The 24007-nt window shown below is 60.7% G+C and carries 27 protein-coding genes; 16 read left to right on the forward strand and 11 right to left on the reverse strand.

The genetic code is table 11. The annotated features are described in order from the left end of the window. Genes NKJ58_RS22695 through NKJ58_RS22705 form a run of 3 tightly spaced genes read right to left on the reverse strand, consistent with a single transcriptional unit; the run spans position 1 to position 2278 of the window. Positions 1-1314: a sensor histidine kinase gene (locus NKJ58_RS22695; protein WP_352853851.1), complete on the reverse strand. Its 1314-nt coding sequence runs from the start codon at positions 1312-1314 to the stop codon at positions 1-3. Between the two features lie 29 nt (positions 1315-1343). Continuing rightward, the gene (locus NKJ58_RS22700) at positions 1344-2009 is read right to left on the reverse strand and encodes a response regulator transcription factor (protein WP_023830187.1); all 666 of its coding nucleotides are present in this window, start codon (positions 2007-2009) and stop codon (positions 1344-1346) included. After that, positions 2009-2278 carry a PepSY domain-containing protein gene (locus NKJ58_RS22705; RefSeq protein ID WP_245270427.1) on the reverse strand — a complete coding sequence of 90 codons (270 nt, stop codon included), beginning with the start codon at positions 2276-2278 and terminating at the stop codon, positions 2009-2011. The genes NKJ58_RS22700 and NKJ58_RS22705 overlap by 1 nt, the downstream gene beginning before the upstream one ends. Before the next feature lie 185 nt (positions 2279-2463). On the opposite strand from NKJ58_RS22705, the gene NKJ58_RS22710 reads away from it, so the two are divergent. The 3 genes from NKJ58_RS22710 to NKJ58_RS22720 all read left to right on the forward strand — a co-directional run bounded on the left by NKJ58_RS22710 (position 2464) and on the right by NKJ58_RS22720 (position 4112). Continuing rightward, a complete protein-coding gene (locus tag NKJ58_RS22710; RefSeq protein ID WP_023830185.1) occupies positions 2464-2697 on the forward strand; it encodes a hypothetical protein in 234 nt (77 codons plus the stop codon). A 119-nt stretch (positions 2698-2816) separates the two neighbouring features. After that, a complete protein-coding gene (locus NKJ58_RS22715; RefSeq protein WP_023830184.1) occupies positions 2817-3284 on the forward strand; it encodes a DUF2231 domain-containing protein in 468 nt (155 codons plus the stop codon). 129 nt (positions 3285-3413) lie between these two features. Continuing rightward, positions 3414-4112, forward strand: coding sequence for a CBS domain-containing protein (locus NKJ58_RS22720; RefSeq protein ID WP_023830183.1), 699 nt, complete (start codon positions 3414-3416; stop codon positions 4110-4112). Positions 4113-4230: 118 nt separating this feature from the next. On the opposite strand, the gene ccmE is transcribed toward NKJ58_RS22720, so the two are convergent. The 5 genes from ccmE to NKJ58_RS22745 form a co-directional block, all read right to left on the reverse strand. Next, a complete protein-coding gene (gene ccmE, locus NKJ58_RS22725) occupies positions 4231-4674 on the reverse strand; it encodes a cytochrome c maturation protein CcmE (RefSeq protein WP_023830182.1) in 444 nt (147 codons plus the stop codon). 134 nt (positions 4675-4808) lie between these two features. Next, entirely contained in the window at positions 4809-5078 is a 270-nt protein-coding gene (locus NKJ58_RS22730) for a DUF6455 family protein (protein ID WP_023830181.1), read from the reverse strand. 62 nt (positions 5079-5140) lie between these two features. Continuing rightward, complete coding sequence (locus NKJ58_RS22735; protein ID WP_023830180.1) at positions 5141-5614, reverse strand: NUDIX hydrolase; 474 nt, start codon at positions 5612-5614, stop codon at positions 5141-5143. Between the two features lie 23 nt (positions 5615-5637). Next, positions 5638-8262 carry a magnesium-translocating P-type ATPase gene (mgtA, locus tag NKJ58_RS22740; RefSeq protein ID WP_352853855.1) on the reverse strand — a complete coding sequence of 875 codons (2625 nt, stop codon included), beginning with the start codon at positions 8260-8262 and terminating at the stop codon, positions 5638-5640. Beyond that, positions 8262-9074 carry a universal stress protein gene (locus NKJ58_RS22745; RefSeq protein WP_023830178.1) on the reverse strand — a complete coding sequence of 271 codons (813 nt, stop codon included), beginning with the start codon at positions 9072-9074 and terminating at the stop codon, positions 8262-8264. Before NKJ58_RS22745 ends, mgtA begins: the two co-directional genes overlap by 1 nt. Before the next feature lie 202 nt (positions 9075-9276). Between NKJ58_RS22745 and NKJ58_RS22750 the strand changes: the two genes are divergently transcribed. The 3 genes from NKJ58_RS22750 (at position 9277) to NKJ58_RS22760 (ending at position 12504) form a co-directional block, all read left to right on the forward strand. Continuing rightward, positions 9277-10833 carry a PAS domain S-box protein gene (locus tag NKJ58_RS22750; protein WP_023830177.1) on the forward strand — a complete coding sequence of 519 codons (1557 nt, stop codon included), beginning with the start codon at positions 9277-9279 and terminating at the stop codon, positions 10831-10833. Further along, entirely contained in the window at positions 10820-11437 is a 618-nt protein-coding gene (gene fixJ, locus NKJ58_RS22755; RefSeq protein ID WP_023830176.1) for a response regulator FixJ, read from the forward strand. The genes NKJ58_RS22750 and fixJ overlap by 14 nt, the downstream gene beginning before the upstream one ends. 680 nt (positions 11438-12117) lie before the next feature. Further along, entirely contained in the window at positions 12118-12504 is a 387-nt protein-coding gene (locus tag NKJ58_RS22760; protein ID WP_023830175.1) for a hypothetical protein, read from the forward strand. 123 nt (positions 12505-12627) lie between these two features. Here the strand turns inward: NKJ58_RS22760 and NKJ58_RS22765 are convergent, their stop codons facing one another. Continuing rightward, entirely contained in the window at positions 12628-12975 is a 348-nt protein-coding gene (locus NKJ58_RS22765; RefSeq protein ID WP_031203596.1) for a c-type cytochrome, read from the reverse strand. A gap of 295 nt (positions 12976-13270) precedes the next feature. On the opposite strand from NKJ58_RS22765, the gene NKJ58_RS22770 reads away from it, so the two are divergent. The 5 genes from NKJ58_RS22770 (at position 13271) to NKJ58_RS22790 (ending at position 17388) form a co-directional block, all read left to right on the forward strand. Continuing rightward, complete coding sequence (locus tag NKJ58_RS22770; RefSeq protein ID WP_352853858.1) at positions 13271-14095, forward strand: universal stress protein; 825 nt, start codon at positions 13271-13273, stop codon at positions 14093-14095. Between the two features lie 272 nt (positions 14096-14367). Then, complete coding sequence (gene hemA, locus NKJ58_RS22775; RefSeq protein ID WP_023711399.1) at positions 14368-15645, forward strand: 5-aminolevulinate synthase; 1278 nt, start codon at positions 14368-14370, stop codon at positions 15643-15645. 100 nt (positions 15646-15745) lie between these two features. Next, on the forward strand, positions 15746-16198 hold the full coding sequence (locus NKJ58_RS22780) for a DUF2267 domain-containing protein (RefSeq protein WP_352758217.1): 453 nt from the start codon (positions 15746-15748) through the stop codon (positions 16196-16198). A 3-nt stretch (positions 16199-16201) separates the two neighbouring features. Beyond that, entirely contained in the window at positions 16202-16930 is a 729-nt protein-coding gene (locus tag NKJ58_RS22785; RefSeq protein ID WP_352519945.1) for a phosphoribosyltransferase, read from the forward strand. 11 nt (positions 16931-16941) lie between these two features. Further along, complete coding sequence (locus NKJ58_RS22790) at positions 16942-17388, forward strand: pyridoxamine 5'-phosphate oxidase family protein (protein WP_023829806.1); 447 nt, start codon at positions 16942-16944, stop codon at positions 17386-17388. Positions 17389-17459: 71 nt separating this feature from the next. Here NKJ58_RS22790 and NKJ58_RS22795 read toward each other — a convergent pair whose 3' ends face one another. Further along, positions 17460-18296, reverse strand: coding sequence for a universal stress protein (locus tag NKJ58_RS22795; RefSeq protein WP_023835095.1), 837 nt, complete (start codon positions 18294-18296; stop codon positions 17460-17462). A 185-nt stretch (positions 18297-18481) separates the two neighbouring features. Between NKJ58_RS22795 and NKJ58_RS22800 the strand changes: the two genes are divergently transcribed. From NKJ58_RS22800 to NKJ58_RS22820, 5 genes are all read left to right on the forward strand, one after another. Beyond that, positions 18482-20335 carry a heavy metal translocating P-type ATPase gene (locus tag NKJ58_RS22800; protein ID WP_352519943.1) on the forward strand — a complete coding sequence of 618 codons (1854 nt, stop codon included), beginning with the start codon at positions 18482-18484 and terminating at the stop codon, positions 20333-20335. Between the two features lie 28 nt (positions 20336-20363). After that, on the forward strand, positions 20364-20813 hold the full coding sequence (trxC, locus tag NKJ58_RS22805; RefSeq protein ID WP_352519942.1) for a thioredoxin TrxC: 450 nt from the start codon (positions 20364-20366) through the stop codon (positions 20811-20813). 13 nt (positions 20814-20826) lie between these two features. Then, positions 20827-22080 carry an MgtC/SapB family protein gene (locus tag NKJ58_RS22810; RefSeq protein ID WP_352534823.1) on the forward strand — a complete coding sequence of 418 codons (1254 nt, stop codon included), beginning with the start codon at positions 20827-20829 and terminating at the stop codon, positions 22078-22080. A gap of 86 nt (positions 22081-22166) precedes the next feature. After that, positions 22167-22553 carry a hypothetical protein gene (locus tag NKJ58_RS22815; protein ID WP_352519940.1) on the forward strand — a complete coding sequence of 129 codons (387 nt, stop codon included), beginning with the start codon at positions 22167-22169 and terminating at the stop codon, positions 22551-22553. Between the two features lie 30 nt (positions 22554-22583). Beyond that, positions 22584-23174, forward strand: a complete 591-nt coding sequence (locus NKJ58_RS22820; RefSeq protein WP_352812800.1) for an NAD(P)H-dependent oxidoreductase — start codon at positions 22584-22586, stop codon at positions 23172-23174. A 180-nt stretch (positions 23175-23354) separates the two neighbouring features. On the opposite strand, the gene NKJ58_RS22825 is transcribed toward NKJ58_RS22820, so the two are convergent. After that, the gene (locus tag NKJ58_RS22825; protein WP_352812799.1) at positions 23355-23726 is read right to left on the reverse strand and encodes a plastocyanin/azurin family copper-binding protein; all 372 of its coding nucleotides are present in this window, start codon (positions 23724-23726) and stop codon (positions 23355-23357) included. Between the last annotated feature and the right edge of the window lie 281 nt (positions 23727-24007).

The raw sequence follows: 24007 nt of genomic DNA on the forward strand, positions 1-24007 counted from the left end.
TCAACTGTGTCGCGGCAAGGAAATGGTCACGACCAGTCCCGGATCGGCGTTGGCCATGGCAAGGCGTCCGCCATAAGCTTCGACGATGTCGGAAACGATGGCCAGGCCTAAGCCGCTGCTGCCGCCCTTGCTGTCGAGCTGGACGCCACGCGACAAGGCGGATTCGCGATCGGCATCCGGTATACCTGGGCCATCATCGGCGACAGCGACGATCACCTCGCCCGAGGTGGTGGATGCGTCGACACGGATCGACGACTTTGCGTAGCGTGCGGCGTTCTCGACCAGATTGCCGAGGATCTCGGACAGATCACCCTCGTCGATCGGTGCTGTCAGGTCCTCTGCGATGTCCATCCTGAAGGTAAGCAGCTTGCCACTCGGCGTACGTCTGACGACTGCGATGACGCCAGCCGCGACCTCCGATACGCGGCATGAGGCCTTGCCTGAGACCCCGGGCGCGAGGCGGGCACGCGCGAGCTCCCGCTCGACATGGCGCCGGATCGCTGCAGCGCTCTTCTCGATCTCGTCGGCCAGATCCGTCTCGCCTTTCTTGCGCAAGGCACGGATGTCTGCCGACAGAACTTGCAACGGCGTCTTGAGGCCATGCGCAAGATCGGTGGCGCGCGAGCGGGCTCGCGCCAGAGCCTTCTCCTGCGCATCGAGAAGACGATTGATTTCTTCAGCGAGCGGCTGCACCTCGCTTGGTGCCACCACATCGAGCCGCGCTGATCGCTGCGCAATCACGCTCCCGACGGCGGCCCGCAAGGTCTCCAGCGGTGCAAGGCCAATGGTGATCTGGATGAAAAACGCGGCCATGAGAACTGCAGCGAGCATCAGGAGAGCCGGAGCGAGATCACGAACATATTCGCTTACAGACGCCTCAACGGTTCGATGATCCTCCGCCACGATGGCACGAAAGGATCGACCTCCGGCATCGATGACCGTACGCTCGACCGCGATACTGAGTTCTCCGCCCGGGCCCATGAACTCCTCCACCGTTCGCAGCCCACCACTTGCGCTCCGGGCAGGCAGGAGCAGCTTGGCGTCCCACAAAGATCGCGAACGCTCGAGGCTGCCGGTGGCGATGTCCTCCACCTGCCAGTAGTAACCGGACAGTGGATTGGCAAACCGGGGATCGGTCAGCACCGGCGTCACGACAAGGCGGCCATCGCTTGTGAAGGTGGTCGCGCCGATCAACTCGTTGAGGTCGACTGTCAGTTCGCCCACCACGCGCCGCTCGACGTGCAATTCGAACAGATAGCGCAAGCCGGCGCCGGCGATGCCCAGTGCGACAAGAATCGAGATGGTTGCCGCCAACCACAGCCGGAAGCGGATCGAGTTACCCATCAGGCGGCATCGTCGGGCATCAGATACCCGAACCCTCGCCTTGTCTCGATGACATCGCTGCCGAGCTTCCGTCGCAATCGCGCTACAATGACCTCAATCGCGTTCGGATCGCGGTCGTTGCCTGAATCGTAAAGATGCTCAGCCAGTTCGGTCGGCGCCACCACCCGTCCTGCATGATGCATCAGAAACGCCACGAGCCGGTACTCCAGCGGCGACAGGGAAACGGGAATACCGCGCAGCGATATCCGCATCTGGCGCGTATCCAAGAGCAACGGCCCGGACCTCAACACGGGTGCCGCCTGCCCCGCCGAGCGACGCAGGATCGCCCGCAACCGAGCAAGCAGTTCTTCCATTTCAAAGGGCTTGGGAAGATAATCGTCAGCACCGGAATTGATGCCGTCGACGCGTTCGGTCCACATGCCTCTGGCGGTCAGGATGAGAACCGGAAACCTGCGCTCATTGGCCCGCCAGCGCTTCAAGACCGTAAGACCATCGAGCTTGGGCAATCCGAGATCCAGAATCGCGGCGTCATAATTCTCGACATCGCCTGCGAACCAGGCAGCTTCACCATCCTTTACGATATCGACGGCCATTCCGGATGCCTTGAGGGCGGTCGCGATATCGGCAGCGATACGGGGCTCATCCTCGGCCAGGAGGATCTTCATCAGTCACCCTCACCATCGCGCATGATGACACCGGCACCGGCGTCGACGTCGACGGTCCTTCGCCGGCCATCGGCACCGACGACCTGGAACCGGTAGACCCATTTGTTGGCCTTGCGGATGAGATCGACCGCCACGACATCGCCGGGAGCTTTGGCGCGGACAATGTCCAGTATATCGGCAAGGCCTTTGATTTCGCCGTGCTCGTACAAATCGCGCGCCCGGTCATGGTCGCCGTCATCGTCCTCATCGGCGCGAGCAGCGAGAGGCATGGCCAGGACAAATCCAGCGAGACCCAGCACCGCCAAACGCTTCAACCGGCTTTTCATCGGCAAGGCATGTCGCACGTTCAAGCTTTCAATTTGCTGTCAATCATCCTCAGCCCGCAGCAAGCGAAGGGTCCATATCAAGGCATTATCGCGTCCAATCATGGCCGCGCCGAGAAGGATACCAGACCATGCGCAATTCCATGCTTGTCCTTGCAGCACTTGCAGGCCTCACAATCTTTGCCCTGCCGGCGGTCGCTGAATCGGACGAAGGATCGTGTGGGGCGCCATCGTCCGTCGACCAGTCCGGCCCGATCGACCTGCAGGCCATCCCGATGCAGGACGCCACCACTCCGAAAGCCATCAAGGGTGATGACGATGCGTGTGATGACCGGCAGGGCGATGAGGCCGACGAAAACGACTAGATCTCTCGCTCGCAGTGCGTGACCCGTCACAGCACATAACGCGCACAAATGTCATCGACCAAGGCTCGCTGCAAGGCTGGCCATTATCCCAAGTCCCTACCAACTTCTGGAGAGTTTTCGTGGTTCCCATTCAGCACATCCACCCCATTCTTGTTCATTTTCCTATCGTTCTGATCTACACGCTTGCGGCTATCGACCTTGTGGCGCTGGCCGGCGGTAGCGCCGTCACCAGGAAATCGGGCGCCGGCACGATCTCAACCTTCGTGGCCCTGGCTGCCGGAGTGTTCGCCATTGGGACCTGGTTCTTCGGCGGTCTTGCCCTCGATCACGCCGAAGCAGCCGGCTTCAGCAGCGATATCGCGGAAATCCACGAGAGCCTGGGGGGTATCACTGCCTTTGCCTTCCTGATCTGGGGACTGGTGCGGCTCGCGCTTTGGATGCGGAATCGCGAGTTTCGGGCTGTGACGATCGCCATACCTTTAATCGAAATTTGCGGAGCAATTCTGGTCACTGCGACGGCCTACTATGGTGGACTGCTTGTCTACGAGCTTGGCGTGAACGTCGCCAAGGCCGCGATCGCTGGCTAACGGGAACGCGCCCGTTACTTGCGAGCCAACCTTTGGACCATTTGCCTCGATGGCAAAATGATTCAGATCAAGGCGCCTCGTTCAGCAAACTTCTAAGAAGTCGGAGAATTGGAAACTCCGGAGAGCGACATGCAAGCCGAAGCCATTATGAGCAAGCCGGTCATCGCAATAGATCCGTCCGCATCGATCGCGGAGGCGGCCGGATTGATGCTCACCAACAAGATCAGCGGCCTTCCCGTCATTCGCAGCGACGGTGCCCTTGTGGGGATCGTCAGTGAAGGTGATTTTCTTCGCCGCAGAGAATTGGGCACGCAGCGCCAGCGCCCACGCTGGCTGGAATTTCTGGTCGGCCCGGGAAGCCTTGCGCAGGAGTATGTCCTCGCCAATGGACGGTTGGTCGAGGAGGTTATGACCGACAGCGTCCTGACCGCTCCTCCCATCGCGTCGATCGAGCAGATCGTCGAACTGATGACCAAGCACCGCGTCAAACGCATCCCGATCGTCGAGCACGGAATGGTCGTTGGCATGATTGCCCGCTCCGATCTGCTCCGCGCGCTGTTGCGTGTTTCGACAAGCGCGGCGTCAAACACCGTCAGCGACAACGAGATCCGGCAGAATATTGTCGCGGAGTTCTCGGCACAGAAATGGGCCAATGCCGATTTGATCCGCGTCGTCGTGGAAAATGGCGCGGTCGAACTGAGTGGCGCCATATTCGACGAACGCCAGCGCCAGGCGGCCATTGTCGCCGCGGAAAACGTCGCCGGCGTCAAGATGGTGAAGGACAATCTCTTCTGCGCCGGGCCGATGTCCGTGCTGCTGGTTTCCTGAACTGGGGAACCGTGCGTCGCGGACGCACCGCGAGATCGGTGTAAACCAGGCTGGCGGCCGAGCCACTGGCTGCGACCGATTAGTGTCGCGCTGAGCGGCGACTTTTACAATCACCAGGCTACTCACCGTTGCTTTCTTGCCAGACGCCCTTGGCCTTGAGTCCGTCGGCCACATCCTTGGGCATATAGCGCTCGTCATGCTTCGCCAGAACGCTGTCTGCGACGAATACGCCATCCGGATTGAAGGAGCCCTCGGTGATGACGCCCTGCTCCTCACGGAACAGATCAGGAAGGATACCGATATAGGTGACCTTGACCGATTTTTGCGTGTCGGTGACCGAGAACGCGACGGTTGCGCCCTGCCCGCGGGTGATACTGCCTTTCTCGACCAAACCGCCCAGCCTGATGCGCTGGCCGGGTTGCACACTGGCAGTGGTCAGCTCGGCTGGCATGTAGAAATAGGAGGCTTTCTGGCCGAGCGCATAAAAGGTCAACCCGGTGGCCGCGCCGAGGAAGGCCAGCCCTCCGATGATCACAGACAGTCGCTTCTGCTTGCGGGTCACGCCAGGTTACTCCGGCGCCGCCACGCCAAACGCAGCGGGGTCGGCGTTAAATCCATCAGTTTTGTCATCATTCACAGCAGTGCTGCAATTGAGCGATGACGTCCGTCGAGCGGCCGTGTCCTGTGTAGGAGCCGCTATCGCTCGCCAGATACGTGTTGCAACCGGGCAATCAGGTCACGGTTGTGGCAATAGTCCGGTGGCTCGCTCGCATGCTCGTGTTCATCGAGCCAGGTCATACATTCGTCCTGATGGCCGCAGGCACGGCAGCGGTTCACCGCCCGATTGGTGACTGCGGCATGGTCTGCCACGACCTTCAGGTGTCTGTCGACGCCGAGCGTCCGCATCATGCGACCCATCAGAGCCGTTCTGGCGTCGACCGAAATCAGGTAATCGAGAAAGCTCATATTGATCACTCCTGCCTACTCGCCATTATTGCCATGTTGGCGGCAGGTGGCGTTGATCTCGATCAACAGGCTGTGTGGCGCAAAACCGAAGCGGCAAGGCGGTCGAGAAAGGGTCGCTGACCGGCAAGCAGTTTTGTCCGGCCCAGATCTAGATCCAGCCATTCACCGCGATCCACCTCGGGAAACGACTGCACGCGGCCGCTGCGTCGTGGCCATTCCATCTCAAACATGTTGCTGCGCAACGTCGCGGTGTCGAAATCGCCTTCCAGCGCGAAAGCAGTAATGAGTTTGCTCTTTCGCTGGCGCAACTCTCCCAGATTGAGCAGGATCCCTTTGGGCTCCCAGCCTGTCTCTTCCTGGAATTCGCGCCGCGCTGCCGCTTCCGGCAGTTCGCCTTCACCGTACTCGCCCTTGGCGATGGACCAGGCGCCAAGATCTCGGCTTTGCCAGAAGGGGCCGCCTGGATGGACAAGCAGCACCTGCAGCCCATGGATCGATCTGCGAAAGGGCAGAATGCCCGCGCTTCTTTTCATCATCGCTTGAAGCCTTCCCTCATGGCCTATGATCTCGGATAGGCCACGTGAGGCTTGAGCTCTCCGTCGATCAGCTGCCCCGCCCTCCTCCGGTGCGACTGGCGGCTCTCTTGCCCGAAGAACCAGCGCTTGGTCGCCTCCGAGGCCAGGACATAGAGCGCAGTGATTGCGACAAGCCCGGCAAGCACGGGCAGCGGCAAAGGCACGAAGCCGAACCAGGCAGCAAACGGCAGATAGGGGATGATGATCGCGACAACCCCGACAGCCAACGTAAGCCAGGCGAGCAATGGGCTCGGACGGCTGGTCCAGAAAGCTCTGTGCGTGCGCACAATGAGCACGATCGCAAGCTCTGTCAGCAACGATTCGACAAACCAGCCCGTCTGGAAGGCAGCCGCCGTGGCGTGCGCGACGAACAGCAGGAACGCGAACGTGGCGAAATCGAACAGCGAACTGACCAGGCCAAAGCTGATCATGAACCGCCGCACGAAACGGATGTCCCAGTGGCGCGGCCGGTGCAGCTGGTCTGGATCCACGTTGTCGCCTGCGATGGCGAGAGAAGGAACGTCGGAAAGGAAATTGTTGAGCAGGATCTGTGTTGCCAGAAGCGGCAGGAAAGGCAGGAAAAGCGAGGCGATAGCCATGCTGATCATATTGCCGAAATTGGCACTGGTGGTGATTGAAATATACTTCATCGTGTTGGCGAATGTCTTGCGGCCATCGTCGACGCCGCGCACCAGCACGCCCAAATCCTGCTTGAGGAGGATGATATCGGCGGCCTCGCGCGCGACATCGACAGCGGTGTCGACCGAGATGCCGATGTCAGCCTCATGGAGGGCGGGCGCATCATTGATGCCGTCGCCAAGGTAACCAACGACATGGCCCCTGCTCCGCAAGCCCTGAACGATGCGCTCCTTCTGGTTGGGATCGATCTCGACGAAAAGATCGGTGTGCTGCACGCCTGCAAAAAGCGCGCTCTTGGTCAATTTCGACAGCTCCTCGCCGGTCATGATCCTGTCGGCTCGCAGGCCGACCGCCTGGGCAAGATGCGCGGCAACGTAGCGGTTGTCGCCCGAAATGACCTTTACCGCGATGCCGCGACGGGCGAGCTCTGCAAGTGTCTCCTTGACGCCTTTCTTCGGCGGGTCGAGGAAAAGCAGGAAGCCCGCGAAGGCGAGATCGATTTCGTCTTTCCTGCTGAACGTTTTCCGGTTCTCAAATCGTCGGATCGCAACACCCAGCACGCGGTAGCCGTCCGCGCTCCAGCGCCGGAATTTGTCGTCGATCGCCGCTCGGTGCGTTGCATCAAGGGGTTCCAACCCCTTGGCTGTGTGGACGAACGCGCAGATTTCGAGGACATTTTGTACGGCGCCTTTGGTGATCAGAAGGTCATCGGTGCTCCGCACAATGACGGATAGACGCTTGCGGATGAAATCGTAGGGGATCTCATCGACCTTCGTGAAGGCAGCCAATGATGCGCCCTCGCCCGGCGCACCGGCGATCGCCTCGTCCAGCGGGTTCTTCAATCCGGTCTGCAAGGTCGCGTTGAGACGTGCCCACAGCAGGATGTCGGCTGACGCATTGCCGTCGACATCGAGCCAACCGTCGAGATGGATGACGCCTTCCGTCAGTGTGCCGGTCTTGTCGGTGCATAGAAGGTCCATGCTGCCCAGATTTTCGATAGCATCGAGACGGCGCACGATGACGCCATTGGCAGCCATCGCGCGAGCCCCTCGAGCCAGCGTCACACTGATGATGGCCGGAAGGAGTTCCGGCGTGAGGCCAACCGCGAGCGCCAGCGAAAACAGCAGCGATTCAATCAGCGGTCGATGCAGCATCAGGTTGGCCAAGAACACCAGGATGACAATCGCCAGCATGATCTCGGTCATCAGATAGCCGAACTGTCTTATCCCCCGGGCAAACCCCGTTTCGGGGATCTTTCGCTCCAGGGCCGCGGCGATCGATGCGAATTCGGTGCGGGCGCCTGTCGCCGCGGCAAGCACAGTCGCGGTACCGCTGCGAACCGATGTGCCCGTGAAGACTGCATTGGTGCGCTGGGAAAGCGAAGCCTCTGGCCCCGACCGCCCCGGTGTCTTCACCGCGGGAAAGGTTTCACCGGTCAGCAGGGCCTCGCTGACATTGAAATCGCGCGCGTCCAGAATGATACCGTCCGCGGGGATGAGGTTTCCTGCTGAAAGCCGGATGACGTCGCCCGGCACGATGTCTTCGGCAGCAATCGAACACTCGACGCCGTCACGCAACACAATGGCCTTGCGCGAAATACGCTGTTTCAGGGCCTCGGTCGCCCGCGACGCGCCATATTCCTGGGTGAAGCTCAGGATGCAGCTTGCCAGCACTATCGCACCGATGATCGCAGCCTCCTGGCCCTCACCGACGAAAGCCGACACGCTGGCTGCGAAAATGAGGATCAGGACAAGCGGGCTGCGGAACTGGCGGGCAAACATGACCATGGCCGACGCGCTCGACTTCGACGCCGGTGTGTTTCGACCGAATTTTGCCAGCCGCGATGCGGCCTCGGAGGCGGCAAGCCCCGATGGCGACGTCTCGAGGCTCCGCAGGAGGTCATCAGTCTCGATCGACCAATAAGCGGCGCCGTCCGGCGGCACGGATTGCTGGTCAGCTTCGCCTGTCATCAATACGACAGGAAGCGGCTGATGCGGCTCTCTTCGATCAGCGTGCGGGTGACGCCGCCAAACGCCCATTCCCGCAAGCGGCTGTGGCCGTAGGCGCCCGAAACGATCAGGTCCGCGTGAATCGAGCGTGCGAAAGTCACCAGCCGGGCGCCATCAGCCTCGCCGGAGATCAACTCGGTTCGCGCCTTGATGCCATGGTGCCCAAGAAAGGCGGCGACATCGTCGAGGCTGTTACGAATGCTCTCGTCACGACTGTTGTCAATTGTGGCGACGACAACCTCGTTCGCCTTGGCCAGAAACGGCAGTGCATCGGCTATCGCCCGCCGTGCCTCCCTGGTATCCTTCCAGGCAACCAGCACGGTTTTCGCGCGGATATGCTCCATATTGCCGGCAGTGACCAGAACTGGCCGCCCGGTCCCGAGTGCTAGGCTGCCAATGTCGACTGCGCGAAAGACATTGTCTCCATCGCCACCACCGGTGACGATGAGATCGGTCGCGGCCGCTTTTGCACTGAGCAGGCGGGTTGGACTGCAGACCGCTTGCCCCCATTCGCTTGTGATCGAAGCTGGGACAAGCGTCTCGAACACGTCACGTAATTCGGCGAGCCGCTTTTCGATTTCCGTTCGTTGGATCTGCATGACCTCGCCCTCGTAGACCATGCCGTCGCCTGTTGCGACCAGAGGCGGGACGTCAGCGGCCGCCAGGCCGATCAGATGCGCTCCAAATCGTTCGGCAAGTTCGATCCCAACCTGAACAATGGGCGCAGGAGCCCCATCGATGGCGAGGTTTACGATAATTGACTTGTAGGACATTGCGGATGCCTTTCGATGAAACGGTGCAATTGCGTGATGGATCGCATTCGTCAGCGTCCGGTGCCTTGATGCGCGTCAAAGACCCGCCAATTGCGCCTACCAACGGAATCTCTTGCGGAACCGCCGTCGCGATCTGTTTTGCCTGTGCGATGAGAAGTGATAGGTAGCCCCGGTAGCACCGTCTCGAACCCAGGAATTTCAGGTGATCAAAGACGAAGCGCTCAGTTTGTCGCCCGGTGGGACGACACTGAAAGCCCTCTTGTCGCGGATGTTCGATCAGGCTCCGGGCTTCATCGCGCTCATGCGCGAGCCGGGTCACGTTTTCGAACTGACCAATGCCGCCTACCAGCGGTTGATCGGCAACAGGCAGGTGATTGGAAAGACAGTCCGGGAAGCCTTTGCCGAGTTCGAAGGAGATGAGTTTTTCGGACATCTGGACCAGGTCTACACGACCGGCGAGCCATACAGAGGCCAGGGCGTAAAGGTCGGCCTTCGCAACAAGGCCGACGGGCCGCTCGAAGAGCGCATCCTTGATTTCGTCTATCAGCCCATCAAGTCCGACGATGGCCGTATCACCGCGATCTTCATCGAAGGCACGGATGTCAGCGAACTCTCCTTTGCAAACGCAGCTCTTCGGCTGCGTGAGGACCATTTACGATCGATCCTGGCAACAGTGCCGGATGCAATGGTCGTCATCGATGAGCAAGGCGGGATCCAATCGTTCAGCACAGCCGCCGAAACATTGTTTGGCTATCAGTCAGGTGAGGTCATTGGCCAAAACGTGAAAATGCTGATGCCCCCGCCCTACCGCGACGAGCATGATGCCTATCTGCTTCGCTACCTGACCACCGGAGAGCGCCGGATTATCGGGCTCGGGCGCACCGTCACCGGGATGCGCAAGGATGGTTCGACCTTCCCGATGGAGCTTTCCGTCGGCGAAATGAATCCTGGAACCGGACGCTTCTTTACCGGCTTTTGCCGCGACCTGACTGAACGCCACCGGGCGGAAGCGAGAATCCAGGAGCAGCAGCAGGAGTTGCTTCACATGGCGAGGTTTACCGCACTCGGCGAAATGGCCTCGACGCTTGCTCATGAGATCAACCAGCCGCTTACCGCCATCACCAACTACCTCAAAGGCAGTCGTCGGCTGCTCGAGAAGAGTACGGAAGAAAACGCGCCTATGCTGCGGGATGCCGTGGAAAAGGCAGCTGAGCAGGCCCTACGGGCAGGAGACGTCATCCGTCATCTCAGGGATTTTGTTGCAAGGGGCGAAAGCGAGCGTCAGGTCGAACGATTGCCAGCGCTGATTGAGGAAGCCTCATCGCTGGCCCTGGTCGGGGCGAGGGAGACAAATGTCCTCGTCAGCTACAAGCTTGACCCTGCCGCCGAACTGGTCTTGACCGACCGCATCCAGATTCAGCAGGTTCTGCTCAACCTGATGCGCAACGCGGTGGAGGCCATGCAGGATGCACCGCGCCGCGAATTGAAAGTCACAACCGTTGCTCGGGATGATGGGATGGCAGAGGTAAGCGTGATCGATACCGGCCCAGGTCTCGCGCCGGAGGTCTCGGCTCAACTGTTCCAGCCATTTGTCACCACAAAGAAGCAAGGCATGGGTGTCGGCCTTTCCATTTGCCGCACCATCGTGGAATCGCACGGTGGTCATATATGGGCCGAGGCAATGCCGGCCGGCGGGACCGCTTTCCGCTTCACCTTGCGCATCGTAGATAAGGAAGAGGTCACAAATGGCCGAGAGTGATCTGGTGGTACACGTGGTCGACGACGACGTCGACGTTCGCAAGTCGCTCGGTTTTCTGCTGGCCACGGCAGACTTCGCTGTACGCCTGCACGAATCGGCCACAGCTTTCCTCTCGACGGCGACGGGCAGTCTCGACGGCTGCATTGTTACCGATGTGCGCATGCCGGGCATAGACGGCATCGAGTTCCTGCGCCAGCTCAGAGCAGGCGGGCATAGAATCCCGGTCATCGTCATGACTGGCCACGCCGATGTGGCGCTAGCCGTGCAAGCGATGAAGGAAGGCGCTTCCGATTTCATCGAGAAGCCATTCGACGATGAAATGCTGATCGAAGCGATTCACTCCGCTCTGGCCAACCGCAATCAGCTCAATGCGGCGCATCCGCAGTCAGCCGATATCCGCGGGCGTCTGTCGACCTTGTCGGAACGCGAGCGGCAGGTCCTCGACGGGCTCGTGTCGGGTCTGCCGAACAAGACGATCGCCTATGACCTAGGAATCAGCCCGCGTACAGTCGAAATCCATCGTGCCAATGTCATGAGCAAGATGGGCGCCGGCAGTCTATCACATCTTGTGCGCATGGCGTTGATCGTGGAATCCAGACCCTAGGGAGAACCTTCTAAAGGATTGCCAGTTCTGGCCTGAACCTTCTCAGACTCCCACTCGCGCCAGTGCGTCGGCCGGATGTCAACACGGGCGCCGGTGGTGGTGTTCTTCCAGCCTTCTCGACTCCTTACGCACGGAAATACCAGTGCATGCGTCCCCTCTTCGTCGAAGACGGCGAGTTCGAGGTCGCGACCATACGGTGCGCTTAGGATTGGGTTCCACATCGTCTTAGCTTTGAGGAAAACAGCGCAGCGCGCTTTGACATGGATCATTTTCGAGGATTGCTGAACTTTTGTCCGCAAGACGGCACCCTGCCTTGATCTTGATCAAAGACGCTTCCGTCGAGCAGTCTATCGTTCCATTTCAAAGGAGAATTGCGATGCAGAACATCAAGGTCGACGGGGCGCTGTGGGCGTCCAGTATGTTGCCCGAGGGCATATACCGGAGCGTTGGTTCATTGCCAGCGGCGACACAATCAAGGCCAGCGAGCGAATAGCCGAGTTCGCGTCGAAGACGCGCTTCACGAGATTGTCGCGCCGGCAGGTGGCCGCGCGACGATTGTCGCCGCAGCAAATGCCGTTATCAAACCCGGCTCGATCCTGGCAACGCTGGAGTTCCAATCCGCGTGAAGCATTCGAGCGCGACAATTGCGCTCATCAACAATAACTCAAGGACGTTAAGACATGCAGACCCAACATGCCGTCGCTTGGCTCGACCATCGCGAAGCCAAGGTGTTTTTCTTCAATCGTGAGTCAGCCGAAAGCGTGAGGCTTGCCACTACGCTGGCGCATCATCAGACTCATAACAAGGCAGGCAGCATCGACGGCAAGCGTGCGCCGGAAAACGAAGCCTTCTACCACGATGTGGTCAACGCCCTGCAGCCGGCCAAGGAATGGCTGATCGTGGGACCAGGATCGGCAAAGGATGAGCTGGCCAGGCATATCCGCGACCACCATGCGCACTTGAAGGACCGCATTCTCGGTGTTGAACCCGCGGATCATCCTACGGAGGCCCAGATCGTGGCGCACGCGCGGTCGTTCTTCCGTGCCGCTGACCGGATGTTGCGCTAGCTCCATCTGGAGTTGCTCTGATGGAGACTGCAAGGTCGATTACATGGTACAGAGCGACCTGGATAAACTCCGATCGCGCTGCGATCTGTCAGGCTCGGTCGGTCGCTGCGCCTATGACCTCGATCACGGTTGCTGCAAGCTGCCGATGTAAGCGATTATCGCCTCGATCTGGTCAGGGCTCGCAACCCATTCGGGCATGTCTGGATGGCCCGTCGAAATTCCCTCGGCGAGGGCTTCCTCGAGATCCGCGATCGGATAGCGCTTCGACAAGGTGCGAAACGCCGGTGCGTCGGGATGGGTGCTTTTATCGGTTTTTCCAATGGAGTGGCAGCGGGCACAATTGAACTCGACCAAGGTATGACCGCGTTCCGTCAGGCTGTTGGCCTGTGCGGGCAGCACGGAACCAACCAACACCACCGCAGGGGCGCAAACCGATCGAAACCACCGCCGCCAGCAACGCCCTTTGCCCATATTGCTGCTCATGGTTGCGCCCTTCGATTTACGCGACTGTCTTCGCCGCAGCGTCCTCGATTGCTGCATGCCGAATTGCGACGGTCGGGGATGGGTCAGCATGATCGGCACTCCATTGTGATTGGTGCAAACAAAAGTATTCGTCATGCGACGCTAACACTGTTCGTCGCCAAGTCGTTGATCCGGATCAACAGATGCTATCGGGCCTGCCGATATCGTTCCCGCGTTTGACACGCATCAAGGTCGCTGCCCGTTCTTCGTGGCTAGCTCGGTTGAACACAAAGGGGCTACCGCGATGACTTTCAAAACGATCATGGTTCAACTGGACGTGGACACCATCGCTGCGCCACGCATCTCCATGGCTTGGGATCTTGCTCAACGACATAATGCCGATCTGATCGGATTCTGTGCAGCGGAGCCGCATTTTGTCATGCCAACCGGCACCGATGACCAGGCCGCGACCAAGGCGTTGTGGTGTCAGGCGGAGAAGATAGAGGGCCGCCTCAACTGTTTGAGAGAGGAATTCCTGAGCACGGTCAACGGCAGCAATCGCGCCTCGTGGCGCGGAGAAATAGGACATCCCACTCGCCAGCTCGCACTCAATGCGCGTGCCGCCGACCTGATCCTAACTGGCTCGCCGGCGGTTGACCTGATCGTCGACCATCATCGTATGCTGGATCCGGCAAGTCTCATTCTTGCAGCCGGCCGCCCGATACTTGTGGCGTCGGAAACCTCTGCCCCGATCAGAGCTGAAAGCATCCTGATAGCATGGAACGATACGCGGGAAGCACGCCGCGCTGTCGTGGACGCAATGCCCTTTCTGGTCGAGGCCAGAAATGTTGTGGTCGTATCCGTAAACAGGGGAAACGCCGCGCCTCCGGACGATGTTGCGGACGTCGAGCGCTTCCTGGCACGCCACGGGGTGAAGGCGAGATCGGAAGTTTTGGATGCGCACTTCTCCGAGCCGGCGGACCTGCTCCTCCAGATTGGTAGGGAGAATGCCGCTGATCTGATTGTCCTGGGTGGCTATGGCCACAGCCGTGTCCGTGAAATGACCTTTGGCGGCGTCACGCGTTCAGTGCTGCGCAGCGGATCGTTGCACCGCTTCATCTCGAACTAAGCAATAAGGCGTCTTGGCTCCCTGACGTTGACATGGATCAAGGTTGGCCTTTCCGGCGAACAGCTACATTAACCCTCCCAAGTTGAGCGTAGCCGCTGATTGAGGGCGCAAGACACCGCGGGCAAACGCGGGCGCGCAGAGCGATCATCATGCAGACGACAAGACTTGGTAAGGGGCCGCCGCACTGTCCTTGGGCCACGGATGAAAATCCAGGCGGCGGGCATGGTGTGGCGGCACCAACGGATTGCTCGACAGCAATAGGGATTGGCGACATGAACTATCAGCGGTTCTTCGAGGAAGCGATCGACCAGCTCCACGCCGAGCGGCGCTACCGGGTTTTCGCCGATCTCGAGCGCATTGTCGGCAAGTTTCCGCGCGCCATCTGGCGTTCAAACGGCCGCGCCGAGGAAATCACCGTCTGGTGCTCCAACGACTATCTCGGCATGGGCCAGAACCCCGATGTCATTGCCGCTTTCCAGAACGCGGCCGGCAAGATGGGTTCGGGCGCCGGCGGCACCCGCAACATTTCCGGCACCTCGAACCCGTTGGTCGAACTCGAGCTGGAACTGGCCGACCTGCACGACAAGGAAGCCGCGCTCGTCTTCACCTCCGGCTTCGTCTCCAACGAGGCCTCGATCTCGACCATTGCGCGGCTTTTGCCCAATTGCCTGATCATTTCGGACGAGTTGAACCATGCCTCGATGATCGAAGGCGTACGGCGCTCGGGCGCCGAAAAGAAGATTTTCCGCCACAACGACGTCGCGCATCTCGAAAGCCTGCTGCAGGTGGCGGGCCGCGAACGCGCCAAGCTGATCGTGTTCGAGAGCGTCTATTCGATGGATGGCGACATCGCGCCGATCAAGCAGATCGTCGAACTGGCCGAACGCTACAACGCCATGACCTATATTGACGAGGTCCATGCCGTCGGCATGTACGGACCGCGCGGCGGCGGCATCACCGAGCGCGAGGGGCTGGCCGACCGCATCGACATCATCGAAGGCACGCTGGCCAAGGCGTTCGGCACGCTGGGCGGCTATATCGCCGGCAACAGCGCAGTCATCGACGCGGTACGCTCCTATGCGCCGGGCTTCATCTTCACCACGGCGCTGCCGCCGGCCATCGCCGCCGCCGCCACCACGTCCATCCGCCACCTCAAGCGGTCGCAAGCCGAGCGCGATGCGCAACAGCGCCAGGCGTCGCGGACCAAGGAGGTTCTGTCTGCAGCCGGCCTGCCGGTGATGGAATCGCCGACACACATCGTGCCGGTGCTGGTCGGTGACCCCGAACTCTGCAAGATGGCCAGCGACCGTCTGCTCGGCGTGCACGGCATCTACATCCAGCCGATCAACTATCCGACCGTGCCGCGCGGCACCGAGCGGCTGCGCATCACGCCGACGCCGTTCCATACCGATGCGCTGATTGCGGGACTGCAGGACGCGCTGGTCGAGACATGGGATGCGCTGGGCATTCCCTACGGCTCCGCCGGACGGCCCACTGTCGCCAAGAGCGACCGGATTGTGCCGCTGCTTGTGCCGAAGTCGGGCGGCTGAAGCCGCCGGCCGGGAAACCGATGCCTAGCCAGTCCAGCTTTCAGCTATTTGATCCCGCTCAATGCTGAGAGCGTCTCGATGCCTCACAATGAGCTTCAAATTGCTGAGGAGCTTCATCATGGGCCATAATTCTCACACATCCTTCGCTGACTTCACGCACGCTGCCCAGCAGGCCCAGCAATGGGTCAGGGAGCTTGCCGGCGATCTCTCCTGGAGCGAACCGAGCTCCTGCCGCCTCCTGCGATGCGTTCTGCACTCGGTGCGCGACTGGTTGTCTCAAGCGGAGATGGCTGATCTGTCAGCGCAGCTGCCTGTTCTGGTTCGTGGCATCTACTTCGAAGGCTGGAAGCCATCTGCGCCTGCGTGTGAACGCACGAAGCGCGACTTTATTCTCAGCGTCAGGAACAGTTTTGGCTACGATGACGAGATCGACTTCGACGTCGCCATCAACGCGGTATTCAAGCTCCTCGATCGTCACATTTCGCATGGTGAGATCGTCCAGGTCAGGAACTCGATGAAGAAGTCACTGCGCAACCTGTGGCCGGTGAATTGACCGATGTTTCGCGACCGCGAAGACGCTGGAGCGAAGCTCGGCCTGGAGCTCGGCAGGCTTCAATTGCATCACCCCATCATACTGGCCTTGCCGCGTGGCGGCGTGCCTGTCGCTGTGGAAGTGGCAAAGATCCTCAACGCTCCTCTTGATCTGCTTATCGTCTGCAAGGTCGGCGCCCCAGGTAATCCCGAGCTGGCTGTTGCAGCAATCGTCGATGGCGACCCCGGGGAGGTCGTGTTGAACCGGGAGATCGTCGAGGCCTATGCGCTCGATCGAGGCGAGCTACGCGTGTTGATTGCAAATGAGCGTCCAGAACTCGAACGCCGGCGCGCTGCCTATCGAGGGAAGACCAAACCGATCTCGATCGCGGGAAAGACCGCGATCATCGTCGATGACGGGGCCGCGACGGGTACAACCATGAAAATCGCGATCCGCGCCATCAAGCGCCGGTCACCGAGGGAAATCATCGTGGCAGTTCCTGTTTCGCCGCAAGAGACGGTCGCTGAACTGGCACGCGAAGCGGACCGTGTGGTTTGCCTAAGTCAACCAGGACAGTTCCGTGCCCTGAGCTACCATTACATCCGGTTTCCTCAGCTCTCGGACGGTGATGTCGTCGCTGCCATGGGCGAGGCTGTCCGGTCGCAAACCGACAGGCAACAAGTCAGTGCGCAACACGCAGCCGGTTCGAAAGTCGCCACGAAATCAATGCCACGGAACAACCCAGAGACGTAGGAGATCACCTCATGCTGGTCCGAACACTTTCTGCCTTGGAATGCACCAAGATTCTGACGGCCAATCGCGTTGGCCGCCTGGCATGCGCGAAGGACAGGCAGCCTTATGTCGTGCCCCTCTACTACGCCCATTCGGATGCTCATCTTTATGCGTTTTCCATGCCGGGCAAGAAGATCGAATGGATGCGAGTCAATCCGCTGGTGTCCCTCCAGGTCGACGAACATGGCCAGGGCCGAGGATGGAGAAGCGTGGTTGCCGATGGCCGGTACGAAGAACTGCCTGACCACATCGGCCACAAGCTTGAGCGGGACCATGCCTGGTCGTTGTTGAGCAAGCATACCGACTGGTGGGAACCTGGTGCACTCAAGCCCGTCACTCCTCCCACAGCCGACAGTGCACCGCACGTCTTCTTTCGGATCCTAGTCGAACAGGTATCCGGCCGGGAAGCGAGCGAGTAGTCGTCCCATCGGATCTTGCGAGAATGCAAAGGGCCGGCGCAATCTGCGCCGGCTTTTCTCCTGTTGAACTGCTATCGCGCCATCAACACAGGCACTGACGAGCTCTCAAGCATCGACTTAGTCACCCCGCCAAAAATCCGCTCGCGCAGCCGGGAGTGTCCATAGGCGCCCATGACCAGGAGCTCGGCAGCCATGTCGCCGGCACGCTGGCGAAGCACGTCGGCGACCGAATGGTTCGCGCTCGGCAGTCGTTCGACAGTAACCTTCACGCCATGCCGGGCGAGATAGGCAGCGGCATCTGCCCCCGGCTCCGCACCGTGATGGAACTCGTCCTCGATCGGGTCGACCATAGCGAGGTGAACCTCTTCGGCGCCCTTCAACATATCGAGCGACTCGCGGACGGCGCGCGATGACTCAAGGCGGGCGTCCCAAGCGACCAGGATGCGTTTTGGTTTAAGGGTCGGGCGCGAGCCATCGGGAAAGAGCAGAATGGGCTTCCCCGACGAGAACAGCGTGCCCTCGATGACTTTGTCCTTCAGCGCATGGCTTGCCAGCAGATCTGGTCCCAGAATGGTCAGATCGGCGTAGCGGGCACGTCTGCCAACAACATCGTCCGCCCATCCCGTGTCGGGATAGTCGTCGCTCAGATCAGCCGATACCCCGGTTTTGGAGAGAAAGCCAGCGACGTCGGAAATTCTCTTCTTGAGCCTCTTGATCTCGGCCTGACGCTCCTCCAGCCAGGCCGGTGAGACGACAGCACCATATTCAACACCCGAGGGCGGTGCGGCCAGCTCGAGAACGAGCACGGAGAGATGGGCACCGATTTGTTCGCACAAGTCAGCGGCGAGCTTCAGATCGCCCTCCCCCTGGTTCGGTCCGGTAACCGTAAGCAGCGTCTTGAAAGTCACAGCAGCAACTCCTCAGTTCGAGTGAAGGTTCAGTTGATGCTGAAGCGTAAGCGAGAGGGGTTGGGGCGTTCATTGCGCTGAATCAAAGCGTTCTCCAGTTCTCGCGATTAGCTGTTGCCCGAGTTCGACGCGCCGGTCGGCGGTGGCTAAAATTGGCGAGCATCGACCAGATCGGAAGACATCGGATGAACGAGTCTACTCTACGACGCACATTGCTGGTCATCGCCACCCTGGGCCTCGCCATTGGTTTAGGGGTCTGGCGAACCAGGCTCGGCCCCTTTGAAGCCGACATGATCTGGACGGTGGCCACCTTGCCCGTGGTGGCAGCTCTCGCGATTTCCATTTTGCGTGATTTCTGGATCGGCCGCTTCGGCGTCGATGCGATTGCCTTGGTATCGATGTCCGCCGCGCTTCTGCTCGGACAACCCCTGGCGGCCGTGGTGGTGGCAATCATGTATGCCGGCGGCACGGTGCTTGAGGATTTTGCCCGCGGCCGCGCGGAACGCAACCTCAAGGCCTTGACCGACCGGTCACCGCGTGTCGCCCATCGAACGTCAAAGCTGGAGACCGAGACCATCTCCGTTGAAGACGTTGCCGTGGGCGACGAGCTATTGGTTCGGGCCGGCGAACTGCTTCCCGTCGATGGCATCCTGCTTGATGATTCGGCCTCTCTCGACGAGTCCGCCGTGAGCGGAGAACCGCTGCCGGAAAGGCGGACAGCGGGCGATATGCTCCGCAGCGGCACCATCAATGCGGGCGAGACCTTCAGGATGCGGGCCTCTGCTCAGTCCGAGCAGAGCACCTACGCAGCGATCGTTCGCATGGTTGCTGCAGCGCAGACCGTGAAAGCGCCTTTCATCCGCATGGCCGACCGCTTCGCGCTGCTCCTATTGCCAGCGACTCTGCTTGTCTCCGGTGGCGCCTGGTACATGTCTGGCGATCCGATTAGAGCATTGGCCGTGCTGGTCGTCGCGACGCCCTGTCCGCTTATCCTTGCTGCGCCCGTTGCCTTCATCGGCGGCGTGTCACGGGCGGCCCGCAGCTGCGTTCTGATGAAAGGCAGCGCGGCTCTGGAGGCGCTTGCACAAGTCCGGACCGCAATCTTCGACAAGACGGGGACCTTGACCATCGGCGGAGCTGAGCTCATCGAAATCGAAGTGGCGACCGGTCGCGACCCCGACAATCTGCTGCGGCTACTCGCGTCTTTGGAACAGGCCTCGCACCATGTGCTCGCCGACTCAATTATCCGGGCGGCGCGTGGCAAGCAGTTGACGCTTTCGCATCCGCGTGATGTCCACGAGCGTCGCGGTGCGGGCCTGAAGGGCCGGGTCGACAACATCTCGGTCACCGCGGGGTCGCGGGATCTCGTGCTCGCCGACAAGCCGCTGCCCGGCTGGGCGAAAAGCGGCGAGGAGAAATACCGGGAAGAGCCGGTGCTCAGGGTTTTTGTAGCACTAGGCGGACGGCTTGCCGGTGTTTTCACGTTGGGCGACGCCCTGCGTGTTGATGCGCGTGATGCACTCGGCAAGCTGCGCTCCGCTGGCATTGGGCGCATGATCATGCTCACAGGCGACGACGCCGTGGCTGCCAAGCGCATTTCCGCGTTGCTCAACCTCGACGCCATAGTCGCCGATGCGACCCCTGCCGATAAGGTCGCGACGGTCGAAGCCGAGAAGTCCGTGGCACCGACGATGATGGTCGGCGACGGCATCAACGATGCCCCTGCCCTTGCGGCCGCAACGGTCGGTATTGCCATGGGCGCACGTGGTGCGACCGCCTCCTCCGAGGCGGCTGACGTCATCGTACTGACCGACAGGCTGCAGCCGGTCGCCGATGCAGTTCGGATTGCACGGCGAACGCGATCGATCGCCTTGCAAAGCATCATTGCCGGGCTGGCGCTGTCGGGGCTGGCAATGATCGCGGCGGCCATGGGGCAGATTACCCCGGTTGCCGGAGCGCTGCTGCAGGAAGGGATTGACGTGGCGGTCATCCTGAACGCGCTGCGCAGCCTTGGCGATGGCCATCGGTGGCGCGCATAGTGGACGAACAGTTGATCGGTGAATTGCCATGGCACAGCAGAATCTGGTGGTTTGCAGCAAATGCGGTGGGGTCAACCGCCTGCCACTAGGCCGCAATGCCATGGAGGCGAAATGCGGAAAGTGCGGGAACAGGCTTTTTTCGGGACATCCCGAAGATGTCGATGCCGCGATCTTCGATAATCAGATCGGGCGCAGCAGCCTTCCAGTTGTCGTCGACGTCTGGGCACCATGGTGCGGCCCCTGCAAGATGATGGCTCCGGCTTATGAGGCGGCAGCAAATGAACTTGAGCCGCATGTCCGCCTGATCAAACTCAATTCCGACAATGAGCAGGCCGTTGCGGCGAAGTTTGGCATTCGAGCCATCCCGACCATGATCCTCTTTCATGGCGGACGCGAGATTGCGCGCACATCCGGCGCAATGACGGCAGGCCAGATCGTCAGGTGGGTTCGCGACCGCCTGCCGACGGTTGCCGCCTGAACGTCGCCGGCCAATGGATCCGCTCATCGCCCGGCTCGGACTTGCCCTCGCAATAGGTCTGCTTGTCGGCTTGGAGCGTGGCTGGCAGGAGCGGGATGCACCCGCTCGCACTCGCACAGCCGGCATCCGGACATTCGGCATATCCGGCCTGCTTGGCGGCGTGCTCGCCGCACTCGCCAACGCACTCGGCGCAGTATCCGTACTGGTCGGCGGTTTCATCGCCTTTGCGGCAATCTTCGCTTGGTACAAGGCGCGTGAGGCTGCCCATGACGAGGATTTCAGCGTCACCAGCGTGATCGCTGGCCTTGGCGTTTTTGCGCTTGGTGCGCTTTCGGTCGCCGGCGATTATCGGGCTGCCGCTGCCGGTGGGGCGGCACTGGCGGCAATCCTGGCCAGCCGAGAAGTCCTGCACGGCCTTCTGAAGCGCCTGACATGGGTCGAACTGCGCTCGGCGCTGATCCTGGCGGTGATGACGGCAATCATCTTGCCCCTGCTGCCAAACCGGACAATGGACCCATGGGGCGGTTTCAATCCCTGGGAGGTCTGGTTCCTGACGGTGCTGATGGCCTCGATTTCGTTCGCCGGCTACGTGGCTGTTCGCATACTGGGCAACACGCGTGGTCTGCTGGTCAGTTCGCTCACCGGTGCAATCGTCTCTTCCACAGCGGTGACCTTGGCGCTTGCCCGCAATGCCGCATCGGCAAGCAATCCGCTACCGCTCGCCGGGGCGGCATCCCTGGCTGCAATGGTTTCAGTGCTCCGCGTATGCGCCGTGGTTCTGATCGTCGAGCCAAGCGTGCTCGCATCGGTCGCCATTCCGGCGATTGCCGCGGCGCTCGCCTTCGCTGTCTGCGGCGCGTTGCTGCTGTCTCGCGACAGCGGGAACGGTGAAGGCAGCGCGATCGCGCGCAATCCATTCGAACTGGGCCCGTTGCTGCTCTTCGCCTTGCTCTTCGCCATCGTCGCGACCGCGAGTGCGGGGCTGGCCGCTCAATTCGGTGGGCGCGGTTTGCTGGCGAGCTCGGCGCTGGCCGGCGCATTCGATGTCGATGTTTCGGTGCTTGGCGCGCTGCGCCTGGTCAAGCATTCCGTCTCCGTCGAGACCGTGGGCCAGGCCGTGCTCGCGGCACTGGCGGCAAACGCCATTGGTCGCCTGTCGCTTGCGGTATTTGCCGGGCCGGTCAGGTTCTGGTTGCCAATGGCCGTCGCAACTCTCATCGCCGTCACCCTTGGTATCTGCGCCCTTTTGTTGCTTGCTCCTGGATAGAAGCGTTGTTCTCGATCCATCTTTGATGCGGATCAATGGCCAGGCCCTGACACCGTTCTATGGGACTCCATGAAAAGGAGTTCGCAATGACCAATCAAAAAGATCTCACCCCGAAATTCCGCCATGTCCGGCTGTTGCTCGCGCGCGAGAAAGGCCATCCGGAAGGGAACCGCGAGGAGGGCTATGACGTGCTGGCTCCATTGACCGGCGAAGGGCGGATCGATGCGGAAGAGTGGAAATCGCACAGCGCCTCCTGCCGTGTTCGCCGGTTTCGCACTGGCGAGCAGGATCTGATCGGCCGGCTGAGGCGCAAGCCCGGCGGACAGTGGTATTTCGACTACGCGGAAGGCGACCGCGATGACGAAATCGGCTTCCATCTCGGCGACGAACGGTTCGTGACCGGTGAATATGTGTCGATCGAGCGCAACGGCGCCATGCACACCTACCAGGTAGCAAGGGTCGAGCGGCCCTGACAGCAACGCCAAGCTCCCTGGGAGAAGACCATGTCACGACGCATCCTGATTGTGGTCGGCCATCCCGACCCATCCCCCGACCGGCTCTGCCGCGGTCTTGCCAACGCCTATGCCGAGGGCGCGGAAAGGGCGGGGCACGCCGTCCGACGGGTCGATCTGGCAGCACTCGACTTTCCGATGCTACGCACGATGCAGGAGTTTGAGCACGGTGCTGTGCCCGACAGCCTCAAGGACGCCGCCCAATCGATCGTTTGGGCCGAGCACATTGTCTTTGTCTTCCCGCTATGGCTCGGAACCATGCCGGCCATGCTCAAGGCATTCCTGGAACAGGTGATGCGGCCGGGAACGGCTTTTGCCTACCCGGACAAGGGCGATGGATTCACCAAGACGCTGCTTCGCGGCCGTTCTGCGCGCGTCGTGGTTACGATGGGCATGCCTTCCGTTGTTTACCGGCTATGGTTCCTCGGACACGGCATCGCGGGCATGAAACGAAGCATTCTGCGTTTTGTCGGCATCAGTCCTGTGCACGAGACCTTGTTCGGCATGGTCGCTGGCGGCAACGATGCGACCCGTGCGAAATGGATCGGACAAATGCGCACGCTTGGTGAGCGTGGGCTTTAGCTGGTAACCCAGAAGCCGGGACAGCGGTTCAAAGGCATCTTTTGCCGGAGCCACAAACAAGCCAGAGCTTATGCGGCCGCCAACCGGAAATCGCGCGAGTTTTGGATGACGCGGGGATACGCATGCGAAATGAGAAACCCGCCACACCTTGGCGCGACGGGCGTCTCATCAAGGCGCGCCTTACTTGACCAGGATTGTCGCCCACATTCCGTTCATAAAGTGGCCCGGAATATTGCAAAAGACGGCATAGCTGCCGGGCTTGAGGTCGAGCGTCAGAGATCCGGTCTTGCCCGGATCAAGTTCGGAAACCTCGCCAAGATGGCCCGCCGCATCCTCGTTGACACGATTTTCATTCGGCACATATGGCAGGGTTGTCTTCTTGGCATCGGCGATCGGCACGACGATCATCTCGTGGACTGTATCCTTGGAGGTATTCTGGACTTGAAAGGTCACCTTGCCTGCGGGTACGAAGGTCTTGTCCAGCTTGACCCTCATGGTTGCCATGCTCATGTTGGCCGGCATGCCCATGCCCATTTTTGCATCGGCGTTCACCACCCTTCCTTGTCCCATAGCTTGACGTTCACGGTCGTGTTGGCGAAGGCGGGTGCCGAGGCTGTTAATAGAACGAGGACCAGTCCGGTCTTGAAAGGCTTCATGTCTAAATGCTCCTGATCGCTCGCGGCGACCCCGTGAGCGCTGTTTTTGGAATCATTCCCGGTCGCCGCACCCGGCTAGAACAGCCAAGCTGACAACACGCTGACAGCGGATACAAACGGCGACCAAGATGCGATGGACCTTCACCCGAAGCGCTGCGTGTTTCACGGACTTATGGA

Origin of the sequence: Mesorhizobium sp. M0139, assembly GCF_040322455.1 — a bacterium.
Lineage (GTDB): Bacteria > Pseudomonadota > Alphaproteobacteria > Rhizobiales > Rhizobiaceae > Mesorhizobium.